A 21398-nucleotide genomic window follows, 5' to 3' on the forward strand; every position below is an offset into this window, starting at 1 on the left:
GCTCATTTTTCACCTCTCCCTACCAATCATGAAACGTTTTCTGCTCTACTTCGCCGGCCTGGTTATTCTGCTTTCGCAGTCGTCTTGCGGCTACAACGGCATGGTCAGCCGCGACCAGTCAGTAAAAGCCCAGTGGGCCAATGTACAGAGCGCCTACCAGCGTCGCTCCGACCTGATTCCTAACCTGGTAAACACCGTTAAAGGGGCTGCTAACTTCGAGAAGTCGACGCTGACCGATGTTATTAATGCCCGTGCCAAGGCCACCAGCGTGCAACTGAATGCTGACCAGCTGACGCCCGAAAACCTGAAGCAGTTTCAGGAAGCCCAAAGCCAAGTAGGTGCTGGGCTGGGCCGGTTGCTGGCCGTATCGGAAAACTATCCGGAGCTGAAGGCCAACGCTAACTTCCAGGAGCTACAGGCCCAGATTGAAGGTACTGAAAACCGCATCAATGTGGAGCGTAACAAGTTTAACACCGTCACGAACGACTATAACGGCTTCGTGAAGTCGTTCCCGAACAACATTTTCGCGGGTATGTTCGGCTTCAAGGAGAAACCGTATTTCGAGGCTGATGCAGCTTCGCAAAAGGCTCCTACCGTTCAGTTCTAATTTTTTGGTTGTCGGTTGCCGGCTGTCAGTTGCCAGTACCTGAAACAGGTTCTTTCTCCTGACAACCGGCAACTGCAAACAGACAACTAAGCATGACCAACCCTCTTACTTCCGAACAGGAAGCAGCGCTGGTGGAGGCCATCCGGCAGGCTGAAATCAAAACTTCCGGTGAAATCCGGGTGCACTTGGAAGACCACTGCCCCACTCCCGAGCCGCTGGACCGCGCTGCCCAAGTCTTTGCTGATCTGAACATGCACCGCACGGCGCAGCGCAACGGGGTGCTCTTTTACCTGGCCTGGCAAAGCCGGCAGTTTGCCGTAATAGGCGACGCCGGTATCAATGCGGCCGTACCCGACGATTTTTGGGAAACCACCAAGGAAACCGTGCTAAACCAGTTTCGGTCAGAGAAGTACGCAACTGGTCTGGAACATGGCATCCGAATGGTGGGCGAGCAGCTTAAGCGCTATTTCCCCTACAATGCCGCCACCGATAAAAACGAGCTGGACGACTCCATTTCGTTTGGCGGCGACACTTCCTCGCGCTTATGATCCAGCTACTTTCTAAGAGGCAGGTTGTGTGGCTTCGTCCGCTCCTGCTGGTGCTGCTGTTGCTGGCGGGGCAGTTTGCCGCGTGGGCGCAGCAGATTCCGCCCCGCCCTTCGCCCCCACGTATCGTCAACGATTTGGCGGGCATGATGCAGCCCAATGAAGTGGCAGCGCTGGAGCAGAAGTTAGTCGCTTATAACGACTCCACTTCGTCGCAGATTGCCGTAGTAACCGTGCCCAGCCTCGGCGACTACGACATTGCGGATTTTGCGCAGCAGCTGTATGAGAGCTGGGGAATCGGGCAAAAGGGCAGCAACAACGGAGTGCTCATCCTGATTGCCGAGCAGGAGCGTAAAGCGCGCATTCAGACTGGCTACGGCCTAGAAGGCGCTATTCCAGACGCGCTGGCCAAGCGTATCATTTCCAATACCATTGTGCCCGCGTTCCGCGAACAGCGTTACTACCAAGGCATCGATAGAGCTACGGACCAGTTAATTGCGCTGGCCAAAGGCGAATACAAAGCTGACCAGACGACTACCACTCGCCAGCGTAGTAACGACAGCAGTGGCTCAGGCTGGCAGTTCTGGCTCATTATTGGGGCCCTGGTTCTGTTTATGCTCTTGCGCAACCGGGGTGGCGGCAGTGGCGGAGCAGGTGGCCGCCGCAACCGAGGCTTCGGTGGCAGCATGATTCCGCCCATCATCTTCGGCGACTTCAGTGGCGGCCGCGGCACTTTCGGTGGTGGCTTCGGGGGCGGTGGTTTTGGCGGCGGCGGAGGCGGCTTCGGCGGCTTCGGCGGCGGCAGTTCCGGTGGCGGCGGTGCCTCCGGCGACTGGTAAATACTACCTATTTGACAGAAAAAGGCCCGGAATACATCCGGGCCTTTTTTATTCCGGGCTGCCTGCAACCTGCTTGTATGAGGGCAGCGAATAAAATGGGCGCAACAGCTGCACTACATCCAGCGCATCAGCCAAGGCTTCGTGGGCAACGGTATCATCTTCGAAGCCAGCGCGGGCCTTGCAGGTTTGCATGGTTGGCAGGCGGGTGTCTTTGCGCCAGTTGAGGTAAAAGGCTGCTGGATCCAGCATGGCAGGTTCGGCGCGCACCACTGTGCCATAGCCGGGCAGCTCCCGCAGAAAACCCAAGTCAAAAGAGGCAATGTTTTTCCCAGCCATTGTCACCGTAACACAGTTGTGCTTGTCGGGACGGAAGCCGTGCGCCAGCAGGAATTCACGCAACTGCGGCAATAGCTCTTCGGGTGTGCACAGTTCTGGATTCGGTTCCTTGCGGGCCAGTTCTTGTAGCAGCCGGGCATTGAGCGCCAAAGCCCCAGCCGTACCCACGTATTCGGGGTGGCGCACTACGCGCCGGAATGCGGGCAGTTCCGGCAGCGGCAACAGCTTCTTGGTATCTTCTACCACAGCGGCCAATTCCAGAATCTGGTGTCGCGCAGGCCGTCCGCCAGTGGTTTCAAGGTCGAGGGATATGTAGCGCATGCCTGCACTGTACGGCCGGTGCTGGCCACGGTTTGAAGTCTGCTGAGGGCTGGCATGCTAACCTAACCAGCCCGAATAGACCCTAGATTCCGGTTGCTACTACGGCTGGCCCTTTTCCTGTGGGCTGTGTCTTACGTCCGGTTGAGACAGTCTCTTGCACCTTTTTGCCCTGCTCTGTCAGGTTGCAACCAACCTTTTTCCGCTTCAATTACTCTGCGCTATATAGACGGCGCACCGGACGCTTATTGTCAGTTTGCCGCCTATAGGCCCGTCAATATGGGGGAGGTGCTTATATTTAGCCGAATAACTGGCCGCAGGAAAAACCAAGTTCCTGCTCCTTTCCTGCTCTCTACTATCTGCTGCTGCCCATGCAGTAGCCCGTCTGCCGTTATTACGTGTTTTCTTGCTTTATCTAGCACTATGCATCTGCCCGGTTTCCTTCCTGTTGCTGCCTTTTCCCTAGCTCTCCTCGCCCTCAGCCCCAAGGCACAGGCCCAGTCGGCCCCTGAGGCAGAGGTAGCCGCTTCCGTAGCCGCCGCCCGGCAGCACTACGATGCCTCTTTCTCGGCGCACCCGCAGCTGTATAACGGAGTCGAGTATGCCGACTACTCCCGGCTTTACCACGCGCGTATTGGTCATCAGTTTTTTCAGTCGGCGGACCGGCTAAAAGGCAGCGCGTACTACAATGACCACAATTTTGAGGGTTTGCTCCTGTCCTACGACTCTGTGCTCGACCAACTGATTCTGCAGCAGGTAACCAATCCGTTTATGCTGCGGATGGTCAGCGAGAAAGTCCGCAGCTTCGTCATCGACAACCATCAGTTTGTGCGACTGGTAGCCGACAGCACAAACGCTGGCGTGCTGCGCACCGGATTCTACGAAGTGCTGCAGGAAGGCCGGGTGCAGCTCTTTGCCCGGCGCTCGAAGCGCATGCAGGAAGTATTGCGGGAACGGAACACGGATGTAGAATTTGTGCACACTGACCGGCTGTTTGCCAAGAAAGGAGACACCTATTATCCCATCAAATCGACGGGGGCAGTGAAGCGGCTGTTTGCTGATAAAAGCAAGGAAGTGCAGGCCTACATGAAGTCCCAGAACCTCCGGCTAAACAAAGCCCAGTTTGAGGGTACACTGGTGGCGCTGACGCGCTACTACAACAGCCTGCCGCAGTAGCCGGCCTGCTTTTCAGAATCCCGACTATCCACTGCATCCTATCTACATGAAACGTCTTTACACGGTAGCATTCCTTCTATTCCTATCCCTTTGTGCGCTTACCGGCCACGGGCAACAGCCCGACAAACTGGTAACCGGCAACTTCGTGCAGGTACCCTTCGAGCAGTTTGCCAGCCAGCTGGAAACGCAGACGGCCAGCCGCATCTACTTCGACCCGACAGTAGTAGACAGCTTGTTTGTGACGCTGCAGGTGCAGCAGCAGCCGCTACGCAGCGTGCTGCAGCAGGCACTGCAGAACACCGCGCTACGCTTTGCCATAGATGCGGATAACCGCGTTTTTATCACGAAAGGCACCGCCATTGATACTGGCCTGATGCCCGGTTTTTTTCAGCAGGCCTCCTCGGATAACGCAATGGCTACCCGGCCCGATGAAGAGCAGACCACAACCCAGACGGCAGGCCGCTCGCGCTACGTAAGCGCCGCCGAGTACAAGGTGTATGAGTTGGGCACGGGCGGCGCCGAGGGTGGCAAAGTCACGCTGGCTGGCCACATCCGCGACCAGAAATCTGGTGAGCCGGTAATTGGCGCCACCATCTATTCGGAGTCGCCGAGCATTGGCACCAGCACCGACCAGTTTGGCTACTACTCGCTTACGCTGCCTACCGGGCGCTACGACCTGAAAGTCCGTGGCTTGGGCATTAAGAACACGAAGCGCCAGGTAATTCTGCGCGGCAACGCGAAGCTGGAAATTGAGGTGGAGGAGGATATTACGCCGCTCAAGGAAGTAGTAATTGAGGCAGAGAAAGACAAAAACGTGTCGGGCATGCAGATGGGCCTCGACAAGCTCGACATCAAGACGATGCGGCAGGTACCAACCGCTTTCGGCGAAACCGATATTCTGCGGGTTGTACTGACTCTGCCGGGCGTGAAGTCAGTGGGTGAAAGCAGCACCGGGCTCAACGTACGGGGCGGCGCCACCGACCAAAACCTCATTCTGTTCAACGACGCGACCATCTACAATCCGTCGCACTTGTTCGGCTTCTTCTCTGCCTTCAACCCCGACATTCTCCAGACCGTGGAGCTGTATAAAAGCGCCATTCCGGCCAAGTACGGCGGGCGGCTGTCGTCGGTGCTGGAAATCACGACGCGCGAAGGCAACAAGAAGAAGTTCTCGGGTTCGGGAGGTATCGGGCCGCTTACCAGCCGCCTCACGCTGGAAGGCCCGATTGTGAAGGACCGTAGTGCCTTTATTATCAGCGGCCGGAGCAGCTACTCCGACTGGCTGCTCCGCCGCCTGAACAATAGCAGCTTCCGCAACAGCTCCGCTGCTTTCTATGATGTAACGGCCCACATCAGCCACAAAATCAACGACAAGAACTCGGTGTATGCCACCGGCTACCTCAGCACCGACCGGTTCCGGCTGGCCAGCGACACTACCTACCGCTACCTCAACCAGACCGCCAGCCTGAAGTGGCGCCACAACTTCAATAACCAGTTCTATGGTGTGCTGACCGGCGCCTATAGCCACTACGACTACGACATCACAAGTGAGCAGAACGAGGTGAATGCCTCCCGCCTGAAGTATGCCATCAACCAAACCAGCGTGCGCGCCGACTTCAGCTACTTTCCCAACTCGCGGCATACCATCGATTTTGGGGTCAGCTCGCAGCTCTACCACATTGCGCCGGGCAGCCTGACGCCGCTGGGCGCCGAATCCCTGATAACGCCGGATGTGCTGCAGAAAGAGCAGGCCGTGGAAAGCGCCCTGTATTTCTCTGACCGGATTGATATCAACCAGCGGCTGTCGGTGTCGTTGGGGCTGCGCTATTCGCTCTTCAATGCCTTGGGGCCGAGCGACGTGTACCGCTATGCATCCAACGATTCGCGCACCGAAAGCAGCATCATCGACACGGTGCGCTACGCCTCCGGCAAAGTGCTGGCTACCTACCACGGCCCCGAATACCGGGTTTCGGCGCGCTACTCGCTCAGCGACAACTCCTCGGTGAAGGCCAGCTACAACCGTACGCGCCAGTACATTCATCAGCTCTCCAACACGGCTTCCGTTTCCCCCACGGACATCTGGAAACTCAGCGACTACAATATCCGGCCGCAGGTAGGCGACCAGTACTCTATTGGCTACTACCGCAACCTGAAGTCGAACACCATTGAGGCTTCCGTGGAAACCTACTACAAGACGCTCTACGACTTTGTGGACTACAAAAGCGGCGCTACGCTGATCCTGAATCACCACATCGAAACCGACATTGTAAACGCACGGGGCAAAGCCTATGGCGTGGAGGTGCTGGTGAAGAAGCTGACGGGCAAAATAAATGGCTGGGTGAGCTACACCTACTCCCGCTCGCTGGTGCAGGTGAATGCCGGCACTCCTTCCGACCAGGTGAATGGCGGCAACTACTACCCCAGCAACTTCGACAAGCCCCACGATTTCACGCTCATCGGCAATTACCGTTTCAGCCGCCGCTTCAGCTCGTCGCTCAACTTCACCTACAGCACCGGCCGCCCTATCACGCTGCCGCTGGCCAAGTACTACGTGGGCAACTCTATGCGCGTGTACTACTCCGACCGCAACGCCTACCGCGTGCCGGACTATCTGCGCGCCGACTTGGCCCTGAACATTGAAGGCAGCCACAAGGTTAAAAAGCTGGCGCACAGCTCTTGGACCATAGGCGTGTACAACCTGACTGGTCGCCGGAACCCGTATTCCATCTACTTCAAGTCGGAAAACGGCCAGATCAAGGGATATAAGCTGTCCATCTTTGGCCAGCCGATACCAACCGTCACCTACAATTTCAAATTCTAGCTGATGCGTGCCTCCGCCTTTTTCTCCCGGCTGGTCGTGCTCTGTTGCGGAGCGTTGCTGCTGCTGCTGCCCGGCTGCATTGACCCGTACATGCCCGACGGGCTAAGTGGGCCGCCCAACTATTTGGTCGTGGATGGCTTTCTCAACAGCCAGGGCGTGACGACCATCAAACTCTCGCGCACCTACGGCATCGACACGCGCACGGCCCCGCCCGTGGAAGCGCGTGCCTCCGTCGCCATCGAGCAGGAAGCCGGCCCACGCATTCCGCTCCTAGAAGCGCCCGCCGGCACATATAAGTCGCCGCAGCTTCTACTCAACAGTGCCTCCCGGTACCGGCTGCATATTTTTACGGCTGATGGGAAGGAGTATGCCTCCGATTACACGTCGGTCAAAGTCACTCCCGCTATTGACAGCGTGACGTGGAAAACCAGCGTCGACGGCCTCAAGATTTACGTCAACAGCCACGACGATGCGAACAACACTCAGTACTACCGCTGGGACTATGACGAGACCTGGGAAATCGTTCCGGTTATCTTCCCTCAGTATGAGTACCACGTCGACGACATTCGACTTATTGCGGTGCCATATCCTACGCTGTGCTGGGGCAGCACTTCGTCCTCGGCTATTCGGCTCACCAAAACAGTGGGCCTGAGCCAGGACCGGGTAGCCAACTTTCAGCTACAGTCATATCCGCCAACGTCTGAGCGGTTGCGTCACAAGTACAGCATTCTGGTCAAGCAATATGCCCAAACCAAGGAGGAATACGAGTACTGGGAGCTTCTGCGGAAGAATACCGAAAGCATCGGCAGCCTGTTTGACCCGCTGCCTTCACAGCTCACCGGCAATATCCAGTGCCTGAATGACAGCCAGGAAAAAGCGCTGGGCTATATCGGGGCATATTCGGTGCAGGAAAAGCGGATTTTCATCAGCCGGATAGAATTGCCCAGGCAATGGCCCTACATCACCGGCTATGAGAATTGTCTTCCGCCCGACACGGTGGAGCTGAAGAATATACACGTTACGTTCAGGACCAAAACGACCGTCCCGATTGAACCGGTGTTTTCGGCAATGGGGCCGCTGCGTGGCTATTCTTCCACCAGCGTTGAGTGCGCTGACTGCCGCAAGCGTGGCACAGCAGTTCGTCCCAGCTTTTGGCAATAACGAGTTCTTCCCAAGCGTCCGAAGTACTACCACTCCATTACCCCATCTACTTACCTAGTCTTATATCTTCTGTTCTCCACTTACACATGATACGTTTTCTCTCTCTTCCGCTCCGGCTGGTCGTGCTCTGTTGCGGCGCGTTGCTGTTGCTGCTGCCCGGCTGCATTGACCCGTACATGCCCGACGGGCTGAGCGGGCCGCCCAACTATTTGGTCGTGGATGGCTTTCTCAACAGCCAGGGCGTGACGACCATCAAACTCTCGCGCACCTACGGCATCGACACGCGCACGGCCCCACCCGTGGAAGCGCGTGCCTCCGTCGCCATCGAGCAGGAAGCCGGCCCGCGCATTCCGCTCCAAGAAGCGCCCGCCGGCACCTACACTTCCTCCAGCACAGTGCTGAACACTGCCCGCAAGTACCGGCTGCATATCGTCACGCAGGATGGTAAGCAATATGCCTCCGAGTACGTGCCCGTCAAGAATACGCCGCCCATCGACAGTGTAACATGGACTGCTAGCAGTAGCGGACTGGACATTCAGGTAAATACCCACGACGAGACGAATAACACGCAGTACTACCGCTGGGACTATGACGAGACCTGGGAAATTGTTCCGTTGCTTACTCCACTGCTAGAATACGTCAATAACACGTTTCGGCCCCTCACCACTCCTTACCCACGGATCTGCTGGGGCAATCAGAACTCAACGGCCATCGACCTTACCAAAACGACTAATCTCAGCCAGGACATAGTATCGAAATACTCTCTGCGCTCCTACCCCGCTACTTCCGAACGCCTGCGGCATACTTACAGCATTTTGGTCCGGCAATACGCCCAGACGCAGGAAGAGTACCGGTATTGGGAAATGCTCAAGAAAAACACCGAGAATATCGGTACTCTGTTCGACCCGCTCCCTAGCCAGATAACCGGTAATGTTCGTTGCCTGACGGATGAGTCGGAGCTGGCCATGGGGTATGTGGGGGCTTACTCTGTGCAGCAAAAGCGCATTTTCATCCGCCGTGCCCAGCTGCCCAACTACTGGCGCGTGTCCACTGGCTACGACATCTGTATTCCTCCCGACACGGTTGAGTACAAAGACGTACGTGGCACCTTCAACTACAAGCTCAACATTCCCCTCTACGAAATTCCGGGCAAGGGCTATCTGGCCACAGGACTTGACTGTGTGGACTGCCGCCTGCGCGGCACCTCAGTAAAGCCCAGCTTCTGGCCATAATTTCTATGTTTCTCGCGCGTATACCCTATCAGATGACTCGCTCTACTGCAGTATCTTTTTTCGCCCCTGGCCCCCGGCTGATCCTGCTGCTTGCGTTGTGGCTGCTGGCCACTGGCTCGGCCTTGGCCCAGCAGGACTCATTGGGCGGCATTGCCAGCAAGCTGAGCCGCTATCAGCAGAAAGGTCCGTATGAAAAGCTGTTTCTGCACCTCGACCGGCCTTTGTACCTGAGCGGTGAAACCATGTGGTTTAAGGTGTATGCTGTAGATGGCACCTATTCCAAACCGCTCGAACTGAGCAGCGTGGCGTATGTAGAAGTGCTGGATGCCAAAAACCAACCGGTGCTGCAGGGCAAAGTGTCCTTGAAAAACGCGCATGGGGCCGGTTCTTTCGCGCTGCCCGGTGCTCTTGCCTCCGGCAGCTACACGGTGCGTGCCTACACCAGCTGGATGAAGAATTTCAGCCCGGAAACCTACTTCAGCAGCGCCGTTACGATAATCAACACCTTCACCGTTTCAGGGGCCGCTCCCGCCAAGGATTCGGCTTCGGTTGATGCTCGTTTTTTCCCGGAAGGTGGCAATCTGGTTAAAGGCCTCAGCAGCAAAGTAGGCTTCAAGGTGACGGACAGAGCAGGCAAAGGCATAGCGGCGGAAGGCAAAGTGCTGAATGCGCAGGGCGCCGTGGTTGCGACATTTAAAACACTCCGGTTCGGTATGGGCAGCTTCACATTTACGCCCGCTGCAGCAGGCACCGGAGCGTACACGGCCGTCCTCACCCTGAATAAAAATCAGACAGTTACTCGCAAGCTGCCACAAGTGTATGAACAGGGCTACGTGATGCGCCTGCAGCCTTCCGGCCCCGACCAACTGATGCTAAGTGTAGATGCGACCAGCACACAGCCAGAAACCGTGTATCTGCTGGCACACTCACGGCAGAAAACGGCCGTAGCCAGCCGGTTGCAGCTGCTGAATGGGCACGCGGCACTAGCCATCGACCGAAAGCAACTGCTGGAAGGCATTTCGCACTTCACTCTATTCACTGCTGACCAGAAACCGGTCTGCGAGCGGCTGTATTTCCAACCTACTGCCCGCCGCCTAGCCATTGCCGCCCGCCCCGAGAAGACGCAGTACACGGTTCGTGATAAAGTGAGCCTGCAACTGTCAACCACCGACCAGCAGACGCAGGCATTGAGCGCCAATCTATCCATGGCGGTCTACCGGATGGACTCGCTCAATTCGGGCTCAGCCGCTTCCATCGGCCACTATCTGGGCCTGACGTCTGATCTGCGCGGTACAATTGAGAATCCGGAGTACTACCTTATGGCAACCGGACCGGAAGCGGCGGAAGCCTCCGACAATCTGATGCTGACCCAGGGCTGGAGCCGATTCCGCTGGGAGCAGGTCTTGGCCCCGGCGCCTTTTGCTCACCTGCCGGAGCCAGTCGGGCCGTTGGTGCAGGCGCGGCTCACGCACCCCGGCAGCGACCAGCCCCGCACGGGCGTTATTGCCTTTTTGTCGTCGCCGAGCCGCATTATTCGTCTGAGCAACTCGCGCAGCGACGACAACGGCATCGTGCAGTTTGAGATGAACCACTTCTACGGCACCCAGGATTTGGTGCTGCAAACCGACCCGCAGCAGGACAGCACCTGCCGTATCACGCTCCTGAGTCCTTTCTCCACGCGTTTTGCATCAGCAACGGTTCCTGCTTTCGCCCTCAACACCAGCTTCCAGCCTGACTACACGAGGCGGCACGTGCAGACGCAGGTGCAGAACGTGTACTACAGCAAATACCGCAACCGGTATGTGGTTCCTCGCGCCGACAGCCTAGCTTTCTATGGCAAACCTGATGAGTCGTATCTGCTGGACAAATACACCCGGTTCAAGGTGATGGAAGAAGTGTTGCGCGAGTATGTGCCGGGCGTAGTCGTGCGCATCCGCAAAGACGGCTTCCACTTTCTGGTGGCCGACAAGCTGAACAAAACGATATTCTCGGACAATCCCATGGTGCTGCTAGATGGTGTACCCGTGTTCAACATCAATAAGATAATGGCCATGAATCCGCTCAAGATTCAGAAGCTGGAAGTCATTGATGCCCGCTATTTCCACGGCGCAGCTATGTATAAGGGGGTTGTAAGCTTCACTACCTACAAAGGCGACCTGGAAGGATTTCAACTGGCTCCGCAGGTGCTGGTGCAGCAATACGAAGGCCTGCAACTGCAGCGTGAGTTTTATGCACCGCGCTACGAAACAGCCCAGGAAAAGCAAAGCCGTCTGCCCGATATGCGCAATCTGCTCTACTGGAACCCTGAAATCAACACCACGGCTGGTGCACCCAGCACGCTCGAGTTCTATACCGGCGACCAGGCAGGCCGCTACCTAGTAGTGGTGCAAGGCCTTTCGGATACAGGCTTGGCCGGTAGCACCAGCTTCACTTTTGAAGTAAAGCAGGCCCTGTAAAACCGACCGGTAAGCCGGACTTATAAGCAAAAGCCGCTACCTGAATCATATCAGGTAGCGGCTTTTGCGCTTATACTGCTTATCACAGGCGAAAGACCTAATGGTCGCTCATCACGCCGGCAGCAATAGGTACGGGCAACCGATTTTCGGTTGGGGGTACCGGACAGGAATAGCGCGGGCTGTAAGCGCAATATGGGTTGTAAGTGCGGTTGAAATCCAGTATCAGTTGGCCGGCCACTATCTGCCCCCGGCGCAAATCAATGTAGCGGCCGCCGCCGTAGCTACCGTGGCCGTTGGTGCGGTCGGTGAAGGGCACAAACAGGTAGTCGCGGTACTTTGGGTCGCGCTGCAGGTCCATGCTTTGGTACACCGTGAGCTGCTGTGGCTTGTCTTCGAGCGTGAAATGCACCACGCCATACTTACGGTAGAGCGGGCGGCGGGCGGTGCTGGTCTGCATTGGAAACGGTGCCCCCAGTGAGTCGGCCTCAAACCGCGCCACCACGCAGACCGTGTAGTTAGTTGGGAAGAACGGCAGGCCGCTGAATGTAGCCCGCTGCTTCTCCGACAACGGCGACTCGGCCGGGTTGCGGTAATCGGCGTTCAACTCCTGCTGGAAAGCAGTGACGGACTGCGCATGTTCGGCTTCGGTGGGGCGCGGCAGGGTGGTCTGGGCCAGCGCCGCTGGAGCAGCCAGCAGCAATAGACCGGCTAGTAGGCGTGAAAAGAGAACCATAAACGCAAAGAAACTACAAAGCAGGAGTGTCTGCAGCATAGATTTTCGTTTCTGCATCAGCAGCCACCACGGAACTTCCGTAACACCTGCAATGGGCTGCTAGTTGTGCTGGTATGGCCCCGTTGCCTTCCGTACCTTCGCTCTATGACTCCTGACGCCTCCGCTGCCCAGCCTCACAAGCTTTTCCTGCTCGACGCTTTTGCCCTGATTTACCGTGCCCACTTTGCGTTCAGCAAGAACCCGCGCGTGAACTCCAAGGGACTCAATACTGGAGCCATCTTGGGCTTCACCAACACGCTGGTAGAGGTGTTGCAGAAGGAAAAGCCCACGCATATTGGTGTAGCGTTTGATGCCGCTAAAAAGACGTTCCGCCACGAGCAGTACGCCGAATACAAAGCTCAACGCCAGGCTATGCCCGAGGATATCGGCTTGGCCATCCCCTACATCAAGCAGATAATTAAGGCCTTCCACATTCCTATTCTGATGGTGGAAGGGTACGAGGCCGACGACGTAATTGGCACGCTGGCCCGCCGCGCCGAGGCCCAGGGTTTCGGGGAGGTGTTCATGATGACGCCCGACAAGGACTACTGCCAGCTCGTCACGGACTGCATCAAAATCTACCGACCAGCCTTCATGGGCAACGCCGCCGAAATTCTGGACGTGGCGCACGTGCTGCAGCGCTTCGAGATTGAGCGGCCGGAGCAGGTGATTGACATTTTGGGACTCCAGGGCGACGCCTCCGACAACATTCCGGGCATTCCGGGCATCGGCGAAAAGACGGCTAAAACACTGATCCAGAAGTATGGCTCGGTGGAAAACCTGATTGCCAATGTGGACCAGCTCAAAGGCAAGCAGCAGGAAAACGTGCGCAACTTCGCCGAGCAGGGCCTGATGAGCAAGGAGCTAGCCACCATCCACCTAGATGTTCCCATCGAGTTTGAGGCCGAAAAGCTGGTGCTAGACCAGCCCGATGCCGAGGCGTTGCGCCAGCTGTTCGATGAGCTGGAATTCCGGCAACTGGCTGCCCGCGTGCTGGGCGGCGGCAGCCCGGCCGGTGTGAGTGCGGCGCCAGTTGGGCGTGGGGCCCGCCGCCCCAAAACGGCTGAAGGTCAGGGCAGTTTGTTTGGTTCATCGGCGGATGCGGCGGTAGCCATTGGTGCTGAAGAAGGAGAAACCGGCTCGTTTGGCGCGCCAGCTGGCCCGCGCCGCACGCTGGCCGACGTGCCGCACCAGTACCACCTCATCGACACGCCCGAGCTGCGCAAGTCATTGCTGGAGTTTCTGCTACAGCAAACCGAGGTCAGCTTCGACACGGAGACAACCGGCCTCGACACCATGACGGCGCGGCTGGTGGGCCTCTCCTTCTGCTGGCTGCCGGGCGAGGCGTATTATGTGCCCGTGCCGCACGACGACCACGCCGCCGCCCAAGCCCTGATTGATGAGTTCTGCCCGTTTTTTGAGGCCGCGCATATTCTCAAAATCGGCCAGAACATCAAGTACGACCTTACCATCCTCAAACACTATAAGGTCACCATCAACGGGCCGTTGTTTGATACCATGCTAGCCCACTATCTGCTGGAGCCCGATATGCGCCACGGCATGGATGTGCTGGCCGAAACCTACCTGCACTACACGCCGGTGCCCATCACGGCGCTTATCGGCCCCAAAGGCAAAAACCAGAAAACCATGGCCGACCTGCCCCCGGCCGAGGTATCGGACTACGCCTGCGAAGATGCCGACGTGACGCTGCAACTCAAGCACGTATTCGAGCCGCTGCTGAAGGAAGTGGGCTTGCTGGACTTGCTCAACGAGGTGGAAAACCCGCTGGTGCCGGTGCTGGCCGACATCGAGTACGAAGGCGTGAAAATCGACTCCTCGGCTATGGGCGAATACTCGGCCGAGCTGCAGGGCTACATCGTCGACATCGAGAAGCAGATTTTTTCAGAGGCCGGCCAGGAGTTCAACATTGGCTCGCCGAAGCAACTGGGCGAAGTGCTGTTCGATAAAATGGACATCGGCAAAGGCAAGATCAAGAAAACCAAGACCGGCCAGTACGCCACCGGCGAGGAAATCCTGAGCCAGCTGGCCGCCGAAAACCCCATTGCCGCCCTCATTCTGGAATACCGCCAGCTTAGCAAGCTGCGCAGCACCTACGTGGAGGCCCTGCCCCAGCTAGTGTGCGAGCTGGATGGCCGCGTGCACACCAGCTTCAACCAGGCCGTGACAGCCACTGGCCGCCTCAGCAGCACCAACCCCAACCTGCAGAACATTCCCATCCGCACCGAAAAGGGCCGCGAAATCCGCAAGGCCTTCGTGCCCCGCGACGCCAGCCACGTGCTGCTAGCCGCCGACTACTCGCAGGTGGAGCTACGAATCATGGCCGACTTCTCGGGTGATAAAACGATGATTGAAGCCTTCCGCCAGGGCCTAGACATTCATACCAGCACCGCCAGCAAGGTGTTCAAAGTGCCGCTGAACGAAGTAGACAGCGAAATGCGCCGCAAGGCCAAAACCGTCAATTTCGGTATCATTTACGGCATTTCGGCCTTCGGGCTGGCCCAGCGCATCGGTATTTCGCGCAAGGAAGCCACCGACATCATTGACACCTATTTCGAGGAGTTTTCGTCGGTGAAGCAGTTTATGGACGACAGCATCAACAAGGCCCGGGAGCTGGAGTACGCCACTACCCTGCTGGGCCGCCGCCGCTACCTGCGCGACATCAACTCGCGCAACGCCACGCTGCGCGGCTACACCGAGCGCAACGCCATCAACGCCCCCATCCAGGGCACCGCGGCCGATATCATCAAGAAGGCCATGATCAACATCCACGAGTGGCTGCGCCAGGAAAAGCTCGGCACCAGAATGATTCTGCAGGTGCACGACGAACTGGTGTTCGATGCGGTGCAGGAGGAAGTGGCCTACATCACGCCCAAAATCAAGGAGCTAATGGCTACTGCCCTGCTGCTGCCCCACGGCGTGCCGCTGGAAGTGGAAGTCGGCACCGGCCAGAACTGGCTGCAGGCGCACTGATGACGCCCTGTATTATCGTAAAAACGCCGCCTCTGAACTGCAGTAGTACAGAGGCGGCTTTTATGTGCTTCGGAATTACGGCTTAATAAACCGATAGGTATAGGCTACTACCGAATCCCCGGCCTGGATGTCGGCTGTTCTTAGCACCATGGTTTCGGAAGTAAGCTCCACGATATCCAAGGGATCCGCAACTGACCCGGTATAAGGAAATTGAACGGTTCCCTGGTGGTCAATAGCTAGCTTGGTATCACTGTTCAAGAGTTGCCAAGTTCCCCACTCTGTCAGAGGAGGCTGGGAGGTGGGGCACAAGGTGCCGTTTTTATCCCACTGCAGCTTGTTAGTCGCCTCGAATCGGTACAGATCATCTGCTTCGCATGCCCGTCCGGTTATAAACTCAAATTGTATGGGGGTGCCGCCAGCCGCCGCGCGGGTGTGATACGTGTAGTTGGTCATCTGCCAGCCCCCCGTTGAAAGCCACGTTTCGCGTTGGTTAAGTACGGTTTCCTTTTCGGAGCAAGCACTCAGGCCTATCAGTAATGCAAGCCGGATACTGGTTTTAGTGATTAGCATATGCGGGAGAAATAAGGTGAGAAATGACCTGTTTCCCCCATGACTGAGAAGAGTAGCAAGGCGTTGCACCAGGCTTTCTTAATTGCTTGGCACACCCCGTAAATCCGTACTGTTCTATTGCAAAAGCCACTACAGCAGCGTCGGGAGCAGATGAGTTGTACCCACCTAGGGCATCTTCGCCTACTCCCACTCATAATTCGTTGAAGTTACTGCGCGCTAAACGTGGTGCGGAAGGTGCTGATGGTTGGTCCATTTACTATCTGATGGCTTACTACGAGCTTGCTTGTAGAAAGCTCCTCAATGGCAAACGCCCAGTAGCCACTATACCCGGTCAGTTCCGACGCAATGAGAGTCTGGTCTTTCTGGTCTATATACCATTTGCCGTTTTGCGGGGCCGGCTGATTGGGGCACACTATTGCTCCTTGGTTTTTTTCCAGCTTACTATCAGGCATAAAGACAACGTAATCGTCGCAGCTACAGTCTCCGGTAGTGCAGTTGACGGTGCTGTTGGTCACTAACGGCGTGCCCCCGTTGCTAACATCAACTCGCTGGTCGGCGGTCCTTTTCCAGTGCGTAGCTTGTAGCAGTTCTTCCTTCGTGCGCTCTTCCTTCTTGCAGGCGCTTAGTGTGCTGAGTGCTACCAGCACAAGTATACCGTTGCGAATCATAAAATCCAGTTGATAAGGAGTCGAGAAGGATGCTTTACAGCGCGCTAAGTGTGTATTCGTCCGTAATGGTTACCTTAATGGTTCCCTGGTAGTAGAAACGGCTTTTTTTCAGCTTTAGGGCAGTAGTAGTTAGCTCCACTAGCTCAAACTCTTCTAGCCCGGTGCTTAAGTATCCCACTCCCATCATTGGAAACAGGCTATCCGAAATCAGCTTGCTCTCGTCTTTTGTCAGATACCAGTGGCCGTTGAATGTGGCAGGCTCACCCGGTATGCAGTGCATGCTGCCTGTATTGCACATGGCCTGGTTGTCATTCTGGAACGTCATGGTGTTGTCACGATAACACGCATCATACTGGGCGTAGCTGTTCTTCACCAACGGAACATCATCTTGTGTCACGGTATTTGTGTGGGCCGTAGTGCGCCAGCCATGTGCCACCAGCAGTTGGGTTTTGTCTGGCTCAACCGATGCTTTTTTACAGCTACTTGCTAAACAAGCGGTTATCATAGAAAAAAGCACTATTGCTTTCATAGAGGGCATAAGAGTAACGCGTTTTGAGGGCTTAAAATAAGCTAATAAGTCCTATCTCACTTATCTACTTACTGTGTTTGCCACTTCCTGCTGCTTTCTCTGGGCCACGTGTACTTTGGCCCCTGCTAGCCGTATAGCTAATCTTTCGACCAATTTATCCGAAAGCTATGGCACAGAACACCCATACTACCACTCTACAAAACGTAGCCCGAGGCGTGCTGGCCACATTTATGGTAGTAGCCGGCACTGGCCACCTCACCTTTGCCCGTCAGGAATTTCAAGCGCAGGTTCCCGATTTTGTGCCTTTAGACAAAGACACCACCGTACTGGCTTCTGGCGTGGTAGAAATCGGGCTGGGCTTGGCGTTGCTGGCCTTGAAAGGCAAAAACCGAGTACGGATGGGAGTCGGGCTGGCCGCTTTTTACGCGGCTGTTTTTCCTGGCAATGTTCACCAATACACGCATCATATTTCCGCTTTTGGCCTCGATACCGATGAAAAGCGGCTGGCCCGGCTGTTTTTCCAGCCTGTTCTGATGGGCTGGGCCCTGTGGTCAACGGGCGCGCTTGACGCGCTACTGCGTAAGAACAAAGACCGCCGCCGCTCCTAGCCCGCACCGCCAGTCGCAAACTCCCGGCCTGCTGAGTTGGTATTACAATATATGACGACGGATTCTTCTTTTGATGTAGTGGTAATTGGGGCTGGCCCCGTAGGGCTGGCCTGCGGGCTGGAAGTGCAGCGGCGCGGCCTCTCGGTGTGCGTGGTGGACAAAGGAGCGCTGGTGAATTCCATCATTGGCTACCCTACTAACATGGAGTTTTTCTCCACACCCGAGCTGCTGGAAATCGGTGGCTACCCCATGACGACGCTGCACTACAAACCCCTGCGCGAAGACGCCCTCGACTACTACCGCCGCGTGGCCCAGACTGAAAAACTCACGCTGCGCCTCTACGAGCGGGTAACGGGCCTCGAAGGCGAACAGGGCCGCTACGAAGTGGTAACAAACAAAAGCCGCATCGGGGCGCGTTTCGTGATAGTGGCTACTGGCTTCTACGACGTGCCCAATTTGCTGCTCGTGCCCGGCGAAGACCTGCCCCACGTGACGCACTACTACAAAGAGCCCTACGCCCACGCCGACCAAGATGTAGTGGTTATTGGGGCCAAGAACTCTTCGGCCAAAGCGGCTCTGCAACTGCTGCGCGCTGGCGCCCGTCCCACCCTAGTCGTGCGTGGTTCCGAAATAAGCGAGTCGGTAAAGTACTGGATTCGGCCTGACTTAGTAAACCGCATCAAGGAAGGCCGCATCGGCTGCCTGTTCAACAGCACCGTGACGCGCATCACCGACACCACCGTGGAACTCAACACACCCGACGGCCCGCGTACCCTGCCGGCGCAGCATGTATACGCCCTCACCGGCTACCACCCCGACTTTTCATTTCTGACGGCTCTGGGCATCACCTGCGAAGCCGACGCTGCCCAGACCCCCACCCACCACGCCGATACGCTGGAAACTAACCGCCCCGGCCTCTACCTGGCTGGCACCGTGTGCGGCGGCCTCAACACCAGCCGCTGGTTCATCGAAAATGGCCGCTACCATGCCCAACTCATTGCCGCCCGCCTCGCCGGCGAAGCCGCGCCCGACTTGCCGGAAGTGCAGCAGCAAGTGCAGTTTTCGTGAGTAGCTCACACAAAAAAGGCCTTTCTTGGAGCAGGAAAGGCCTTTTGTACTAGCAAAGCTGATGCTTACTTACGGGAACCGGACGCCGCGGTAATCCGTGGGATTCACCTGCGGTACACTGGAGCCATATTTGGCATTGATTGCCTTGATCATCTCATTCGCTACGATGGCGTAGCCGCGGGGCGTGGGGTGCACACCATCGAGTGAAAACAGGTTGCCGCTGATAAAGGCAGCCGTATTGCTCACACCGTCGGTGGTGAAACCAGTGGCCGCAATCTGCGAGAAGAAAGCATTAGCGTCGAAGATAGCCAGCCCTTTCTCGTTGGCTTTAGCCGTGAGCGACGTATTGTAGGCCGTAGTAGCATCGCGCACCAGCGTCTGCTCTGCGGCATCCAGCACGAACTGGCTGGGCAGCGGGTTAGACTGGCCAGTCGCCGTACCTACACCGGCGCCTACCGGGAACGGGTTGCCGGGGGTAGCAGTGCCTATTACGGCCGAAGAAGTCAGCGTCAGTAGATCCGCGTCGGTGGCTTCACGTACTCCGGTGCTGGTCTGGATGTAGAGGCTAAGCGCCGGGTTGCTGGCTTTGAAAGTAGCTTTAATAGCCGCTACGCGCACCGTAGTGAAGAAGGGCACGTTGGCGACGTTCGGGATGGTGGCTACCACGCCTTTCGCGCCATTGGCCGTCAGCACATTGATGATGCGGTTGGCTTTGAGCTGGAAGGTATCTGTGCGGGTAATGGCATTAGAGCTGGTGGCATTCAATACACCACCGGCTGTTGCATACCCCAGCACGTCGTTGTTGCCGAGCCAACACGTAAAGAAGGTAGCCGTGGCGGCTTCTGCTTTCACGCGCAGGAAGTAGGTCTGCAAGGGGTTGGCCGCAGGCGTAATCCGCTCGAAATACGGATTACCTAGCTGGCTGCCATAGCCCGGCGTCTGGATATCCGACAGGCGGATACCTGGTACACCAAGGTTGTTTACAGCCGCATCGTAGCGGGTGTACAGTACCTGAGGAGTGGTGGTGCGCACCGCCAGATTCGTCGTAACGTTGGCCGTAATGGGGTTGCCGGTAGCCGTGAAGCCCGCCAGACGCAAGTAGCCAGAGCCGTTTTCCTGGCCGGCCTGGAAAAGCGGCTGTGCAAAGTCGCCACCACCCACGGCCTTAAATTGGCCAGCCAGCAGGTTCGGATAGGAGCTTTGCTGGCCTTCCAGATACAGGCCACCATCGGAGAAACCAGCCGTGAGGGAGTTGCCGACGGAAATGTAGCGAGAGAAGTCAGCCGAGCCTTTGTCGGCGCCGGGAGCGTCCAGTTCAGGTTGGCAGCCGGCCAGAGCCAGTAGCGCCAGAGCCGGGGCAGTACGTTTCAGTAAAGTATGCATGAGAAGTGGAGGAGCTTAGAAGGTGTAGTTCAGACCGATGCCCGGAATCAAAACGCGGGTCTTGTAGGTACCGGCTACCCGGTCAGCAGTGTTATTAGCAACCAGTTCTGCTTCCGTCTGGGTGCGCTCTTTCAGGTCGATGAACTGACCCGAGATGTCCACACCGAAGCTGCCGAACTTATACGAAGCACCCAGCGTCAGGCCGATACGATCGGCGTCGGGCGTTTCTGGCGTCACGAAGCCGTCTTCTACCGGCGAGAAGTCGTAGGAACCGCCGGCCCGCACGGTCAGGCCGCTGGTGAGCAGGTACTGGCCACCGAGACGCAGGGTCACGGCATCCTTATACTCGCGGCGCGAGGTGCTGATGTTGGAACCACCTACCTGTCCGGAAGGAGCTACCAGGCCACCGGCTCCATTGTTGCCGCGGAAGTCGAACTGCAGCGTTTTGTATTTGCTCCACTCCACATAGTTCACATCGAAGCCCAGCGTCAGGTTTTCGTTCGGCATGAAACCAATACCCAGGCTGGTAGTAGCTGGCAGCGGCAGGGTAGCATCAAACTCGGTGGCTGTGAAGCGTGAGCCCAGGGCAGCCGGAACGTTGCTGAACGTCACGTCGCCACCTTCTACTTGTGCATCGATTTTAGAGCGGTAGCTGGCGCCAATGCTGAGCTTGTCAGTAGGCTTGAAGTAGATACCGGCGTTGAACCCGATTTTGGTGGTGGCTTTGCCGTCCAGTTCCACGTGGGCGGGCTGCGCGCCGGCAGCACCTTCCACCGGAATATCTTTCTGCAGGTTCACGGCCCCGTAGGCCAGAATTACCATGCCCGCACCCACGCTCAGCTTATCCGTAACGGCGTAGCTCACGGTGGGCTGCACGTAGATGGACTTCAGGTCGATTCCGGTCAGCGAGTACCGGCCTTCCCAGCCATCGGCGTATTCTACCTTGTTGCCGAAGGGCGTGTAGATAGCAATACCAGCAGCAAATTTGCGGTCCTCGGAGCCGAAACCTGCATACAGGTTGAAAGGCGTCACGATGTTGCTTTTCAGCTCGCGCTGAGGGCCACCATACTGTGAGCGGAAAGCCTGACGTGCCATTGTAGCATTCACGCCCACCTGCACACCACGGTCCTTCACCATGGCCAGCGCACCCGGGTTGTAGAACATAGCAGCCTGATCCAGGGAAAGCCCTACACCTACGCCGCCCATGCCGTTGTTTTTCTGCCCGGCCAGTGTTACCTGGTAGCCGCCCGCCGAGGCGGCGGTACCCGTGAGGAGCACACCACTCACGAGGAGTAGAGATTTTGAAGTCATAAGAGAG

General features: G+C 57.0%; 18 protein-coding genes. 11 read left to right on the plus strand and 7 right to left on the minus strand.

The window, feature by feature from the left end; translation table 11 throughout:
• The first annotated feature begins 28 nt into the window (after positions 1-28).
• From H4317_RS17925 to H4317_RS17935, 3 genes are all read left to right on the plus strand, one after another.
• The gene (locus H4317_RS17925) at positions 29-607 is read left to right on the plus strand and encodes a LemA family protein (protein WP_185887915.1); all 579 of its coding nucleotides are present in this window, start codon (positions 29-31) and stop codon (positions 605-607) included.
• A 92-nt stretch (positions 608-699) separates the two neighbouring features.
• On the plus strand, positions 700-1155 hold the full coding sequence (locus H4317_RS17930) for a TPM domain-containing protein (RefSeq protein WP_185887916.1): 456 nt from the start codon (positions 700-702) through the stop codon (positions 1153-1155).
• The gene (locus H4317_RS17935; protein WP_185887917.1) at positions 1152-1991 is read left to right on the plus strand and encodes a TPM domain-containing protein; all 840 of its coding nucleotides are present in this window, start codon (positions 1152-1154) and stop codon (positions 1989-1991) included. The genes H4317_RS17930 and H4317_RS17935 overlap by 4 nt, the downstream gene beginning before the upstream one ends.
• A gap of 48 nt (positions 1992-2039) precedes the next feature.
• Here the strand turns inward: H4317_RS17935 and H4317_RS17940 are convergent, their stop codons facing one another.
• The gene (locus H4317_RS17940; protein ID WP_185887918.1) at positions 2040-2648 is read right to left on the minus strand and encodes a 3'-5' exonuclease; all 609 of its coding nucleotides are present in this window, start codon (positions 2646-2648) and stop codon (positions 2040-2042) included.
• 420 nt (positions 2649-3068) lie between these two features.
• Between H4317_RS17940 and H4317_RS17945 the strand changes: the two genes are divergently transcribed.
• From H4317_RS17945 to H4317_RS17965, 5 genes are all read left to right on the plus strand, one after another.
• Entirely contained in the window at positions 3069-3821 is a 753-nt protein-coding gene (locus tag H4317_RS17945; protein WP_185887919.1) for a hypothetical protein, read from the plus strand.
• A gap of 46 nt (positions 3822-3867) precedes the next feature.
• Positions 3868-6642, plus strand: coding sequence for a TonB-dependent receptor (locus H4317_RS17950; RefSeq protein WP_185887920.1), 2775 nt, complete (start codon positions 3868-3870; stop codon positions 6640-6642).
• Between the two features lie 3 nt (positions 6643-6645).
• Complete coding sequence (locus H4317_RS17955; RefSeq protein ID WP_185887921.1) at positions 6646-7803, plus strand: DUF4249 domain-containing protein; 1158 nt, start codon at positions 6646-6648, stop codon at positions 7801-7803.
• An 86-nt stretch (positions 7804-7889) separates the two neighbouring features.
• Positions 7890-9035, plus strand: a complete 1146-nt coding sequence (locus H4317_RS17960) for a DUF4249 domain-containing protein (protein WP_185887922.1) — start codon at positions 7890-7892, stop codon at positions 9033-9035.
• 32 nt (positions 9036-9067) lie between these two features.
• Positions 9068-11491: an MG2 domain-containing protein gene (locus tag H4317_RS17965; protein ID WP_185887923.1), complete on the plus strand. Its 2424-nt coding sequence runs from the start codon at positions 9068-9070 to the stop codon at positions 11489-11491.
• 97 nt (positions 11492-11588) lie between these two features.
• Here H4317_RS17965 and H4317_RS17970 read toward each other — a convergent pair whose 3' ends face one another.
• Positions 11589-12224 (minus strand): DUF1684 domain-containing protein, encoded by a 636-nt coding sequence (locus H4317_RS17970; RefSeq protein WP_185887924.1) that lies wholly within the window; start codon positions 12222-12224, stop codon positions 11589-11591.
• A 144-nt stretch (positions 12225-12368) separates the two neighbouring features.
• Here H4317_RS17970 and polA point away from each other — a divergent pair, with 144 nt between their 5' ends.
• On the plus strand, positions 12369-15254 hold the full coding sequence (gene polA / locus H4317_RS17975; RefSeq protein WP_185887925.1) for a DNA polymerase I: 2886 nt from the start codon (positions 12369-12371) through the stop codon (positions 15252-15254).
• A 75-nt stretch (positions 15255-15329) separates the two neighbouring features.
• On the opposite strand, the gene H4317_RS17980 is transcribed toward polA, so the two are convergent.
• From H4317_RS17980 to H4317_RS17990, 3 genes are all read right to left on the minus strand, one after another.
• Positions 15330-15824: a lipocalin family protein gene (locus H4317_RS17980; protein WP_185887926.1), complete on the minus strand. Its 495-nt coding sequence runs from the start codon at positions 15822-15824 to the stop codon at positions 15330-15332.
• Between the two features lie 206 nt (positions 15825-16030).
• Positions 16031-16492, minus strand: coding sequence for a hypothetical protein (locus tag H4317_RS17985; RefSeq protein WP_185887927.1), 462 nt, complete (start codon positions 16490-16492; stop codon positions 16031-16033).
• A 34-nt stretch (positions 16493-16526) separates the two neighbouring features.
• Positions 16527-17021, minus strand: coding sequence for a hypothetical protein (locus H4317_RS17990; RefSeq protein WP_185887928.1), 495 nt, complete (start codon positions 17019-17021; stop codon positions 16527-16529).
• A gap of 167 nt (positions 17022-17188) precedes the next feature.
• Here H4317_RS17990 and H4317_RS17995 point away from each other — a divergent pair, with 167 nt between their 5' ends.
• Positions 17189-17629, plus strand: coding sequence for a DoxX family protein (locus H4317_RS17995; RefSeq protein WP_185887929.1), 441 nt, complete (start codon positions 17189-17191; stop codon positions 17627-17629).
• A 51-nt stretch (positions 17630-17680) separates the two neighbouring features.
• Positions 17681-18697 carry a YpdA family putative bacillithiol disulfide reductase gene (locus H4317_RS18000; RefSeq protein ID WP_185887930.1) on the plus strand — a complete coding sequence of 339 codons (1017 nt, stop codon included), beginning with the start codon at positions 17681-17683 and terminating at the stop codon, positions 18695-18697.
• A gap of 69 nt (positions 18698-18766) precedes the next feature.
• Here the strand turns inward: H4317_RS18000 and H4317_RS18005 are convergent, their stop codons facing one another.
• Positions 18767-20080: an SGNH/GDSL hydrolase family protein gene (locus tag H4317_RS18005; protein ID WP_185887931.1), complete on the minus strand. Its 1314-nt coding sequence runs from the start codon at positions 20078-20080 to the stop codon at positions 18767-18769.
• Between the two features lie 15 nt (positions 20081-20095).
• Positions 20096-21391 carry an OmpP1/FadL family transporter gene (locus tag H4317_RS18010; protein WP_185887932.1) on the minus strand — a complete coding sequence of 432 codons (1296 nt, stop codon included), beginning with the start codon at positions 21389-21391 and terminating at the stop codon, positions 20096-20098.
• Positions 21392-21398 lie beyond the last annotated feature (7 nt).

It is taken from the genome of Hymenobacter sediminicola (genome assembly GCF_014250515.1).
In the GTDB taxonomy this organism is placed as follows: domain Bacteria; phylum Bacteroidota; class Bacteroidia; order Cytophagales; family Hymenobacteraceae; genus Hymenobacter; species Hymenobacter sediminicola.